Annotated in this window: 3 protein-coding genes and 1 pseudogene; all 4 read left to right on the plus strand. The window is 30.9% G+C overall.

Annotated features, from left to right (window positions below):
- A partial coding sequence (locus ACI3VO_RS11460; protein ID WP_439758044.1) for a branched-chain amino acid transport system II carrier protein occupies nt 1–802 on the plus strand: 802 nt, incomplete at its 5' end.
- 117 nt (nt 803–919) lie between these two features.
- On the plus strand, nt 920–1,687 hold the full coding sequence (locus tag ACI3VO_RS11465) for a ribonuclease HII (protein ID WP_439758045.1): 768 nt from the start codon (nt 920–922) through the stop codon (nt 1,685–1,687).
- Nucleotides 1,688–1,762: 75 nt separating this feature from the next.
- Nucleotides 1,763–2,782, plus strand: a complete 1,020-nt coding sequence (locus tag ACI3VO_RS11470) for an alpha-hydroxy-acid oxidizing protein (RefSeq protein ID WP_439758046.1) — start codon at nt 1,763–1,765, stop codon at nt 2,780–2,782.
- Between the two features lie 187 nt (nt 2,783–2,969).
- Nucleotides 2,970–3,126: pseudogene (locus ACI3VO_RS11475) on the plus strand (hypothetical protein); the annotation flags it as partial.

A 3,126-nucleotide genomic window follows, 5' to 3' on the forward strand; every position in this document is an offset into this window, starting at 1 on the left:
AGGAAATTTAGAAAAGGCAGCTATCCAAAACGTGTTTAGTGAAGGTATACTGCAAGGATATCAGACATTAGATGCATTAGGTGCTATATGCTTATCAGCTGTTTTAATAAAGAGTTTAGCACAAAAAGGATATAAAGAAGAAAAAGACAGAATCGATATATTATTAAAAGCAGGAGTTGTAGCTGCAATAGGACTTACAGTTGTATATGGAGGTCTTACATATCTTGGAGCTACAGTATCATCTGTGTACGATATAAATGTTTCTCAGTCATCTTTAATAGTTGCAATAACAAGTACTCTACTTAAGACACCTGGGAAAATAATATTATCTTTAATAGTCAGCTTAGCATGCTTGACAACAGCTATAGGTCTTACATCAGCTACAGCTGAGTATTTCTCAAAGGCAACCAATGAAAGATTAAAATACGGGCAATTAGTAATAGGAGTATGCTTGTTCAGTTTAGTTATATCTAATTTAGGCGTAGAATCTATAATAAAAATTTCGGCTCCAATACTTAGCTTAATATATCCAGCGACAATAGTTTTAATAGTTATGACTATATTTAAGAGGTTCGTTGAAAATGACAATATAGTAAAGTTTTCAACTTATACGGCACTATTTATGGGGGTGCTTATGGCAGCTAATGATTTAGGTATAGATATAGCATTTTTAAAAATGCTACCTCTTGCAAATCTAGGCTTCTGTTGGGTATTTCCTACATTTATAGCTGGAATTGCTGGGTATTTTATAAAAATAAATAAAAATAAAGAATGCGAAGAAGATGAAGAAATAGCAGTTTAAAATACAAATCGCCAGGTAATTTATTTTATGGAGTTACTTGGCGATTTTTTACTTATAGAGTACAATAAATTTAGATATAATATTTGTAAAATTAATCAATAAAAATAGAGGTGGCTTATGAAAAATAAAAGCGTAAAAGAAATTAAAGCTATTATAGAAAATTTAAAAGAAGAGGAATATCAAAAATACATAGATATATTAAATCAAGACGATAGAAAATCAGTTCAAAATTTGGCAAAGAGTTTAGGCAAAAAATTAGAAAAAATTAAAAAAGAAGAAGAGAGACTTGAGCTTATAAACACTTTTGAAAATGAAGGATATAAAAATGGATATGTATATATAGGAGGAGTTGACGAAGCAGGTAGAGGACCACTAGCAGGACCGGTTGTGGCAAGTGTAGTAGTGTTTGAAAAGGATACTAAAATACCTTATGTAAACGACTCTAAAAAACTATCTGAGGCTAAAAGAGACGAATTATTCGAGGTAATAAAAGAACAAGCGTTAGACTACGGTATAGGGATAGTGGATAACGAAGAAATAGACGAATATAATATTTTAAATGCGACATATATGGCTATGAAAAAGGCCATAAATGCATTAAATAAAAAGCCTGATTATCTACTTTTAGATGCAGTAACTATTCCTGATTTAGATATAAAACAATTTCCAATAATAAAAGGAGATGCAAAGTCAATTTCAATTGCAGCCGCTAGCATACTAGCAAAAGTGACTAGGGATCGAATTATGTATAAGTACGATGAAATATATCCACAATACGGCTTTAAACACCATAAAGGCTATGGAACAAAGGAACATTACGAGGCTATCGAAAAATATGGAATAACTCCAATTCATAGGAAAAGTTTCTTAAAAAATGTGCTATAATTATGATGATATGAAAACGAAATATTAAAAGTATTCATGGAAAATTCAAAACGATTATTTTAGGGGGATAAAGAAATGGATTACAAGGAAGTTCTAAAAAATGCAAAAGAAAATTTAAATGGAAGCTGTAGAGTATGTAAAACATGTAACGGTGTAGTATGTTCTGGAGAAGTACCTGGAATGGGTGGAAAAGGAACAGGTTCAGCTTTCACTGAAAACATAAAAAGCTTAGAAAAAATCAAAATAAATATGAGAGTACTACACGATGTAAAAAATCCTGATACATCAGTAGAAATGTTTGGTAAAAAAATGAAAGCTCCTATATTTGCAGCTCCAGTATCTGGAACAACTTTAAATATGGGTGGAAAATACTCAGAAAAAGAATACATAGCATGGGTAATAGAAGGATGCTTAAAAGCTGGAATATATCCAATGGTAGGAGATACAGCGATAGAAACTTTCTTAACAGATAACCTAGAAGTATTAAAAGAAAAAAATGCAGACGGTATAGCATTTATAAAACCATGGGAAAACGACGCAATAATTTCAAAAATGAAATTAGCTGAAGATGCAGGTGTATTTGCTCTAGGTGTAGACGTAGATGCTTGCGGACTAGTTACATTATCATTACATGGAAAGAATGTAGAACCTAAAACTTTAGATAAAATAAAAGAATTAAAACAAGCTACAAAGCTACCTTTCATATTAAAAGGACTTATGACTCCTGATGAAGCAATATTAGCTGCAGAAGCTGGTGTAGATGCAATAGTTGTATCTAATCACGGTGGTAGAGTTTTAGATTGTACTCCAGGGGCAGCAGACGTATTACCTCAAATAGCTAAAGCAGTAAAAGGTAAAACTATAATACTTGCAGACGGTGGAGTTAGAACAGGTGTAGATGTATTAAAATTAATAGCTCTAGGAGCTGATGGTGTTTTAATAGGTAGACCATTTGTAACTGCTTCATTCGGTGGAGGTACTGAAGGTGTAGAAATTTATGTAAATAAGATAATATCTGAGCTTGAAGCTACTATGAGACTTACTGGATGTGCTACAATAGCTGATATAGATGAAAGAGTTTTGTTTAATTATTAATTTGATAAATGAGTTTTAAATAAGATACTTTTGTAGATAATGATAATAAGATTAAAAAAAGAGGCTTTAATTTAGCCTCTTTTTTATAACACATAGGAAAGGTTATCGCATTTGATAGTCAAGTGATTAAAAATCATATTTATAGATTTTAGAATAAGGAGTTTCTTAAAGGAGAGAAATTTAGAAAATGATTTTTTTGGAAAAAAGGATAAAAAATGTAAAACTTACAAAAACAGAAAAAAAAATAGGGGAATATATATTGAATAATTTATCTCATGTATGTTTTGTAACTTTAGCTCAATTAGCTAAGGAGCTAGATGTAAGTGATACATCAGTAATAAGGT

It is taken from the genome of Intestinibacter sp., from assembly GCF_051866655.1.
In the GTDB taxonomy this organism is placed as follows: Bacteria; Bacillota; Clostridia; order Peptostreptococcales; family Peptostreptococcaceae; genus Intestinibacter.

Bases quoted from the DNA above. Each gene is read 5' to 3' on its own strand.
- ACI3VO_RS11465 (WP_439758045.1), top strand. From the start codon at position 920: ATGAAAAATAAAAGCGTAAAAGAAATTAAAGCTATTATAGAAAATTTA.
- ACI3VO_RS11470 (WP_439758046.1), top strand. From the start codon at position 1,763: ATGGATTACAAGGAAGTTCTAAAAAATGCAAAAGAAAATTTAAATGGA.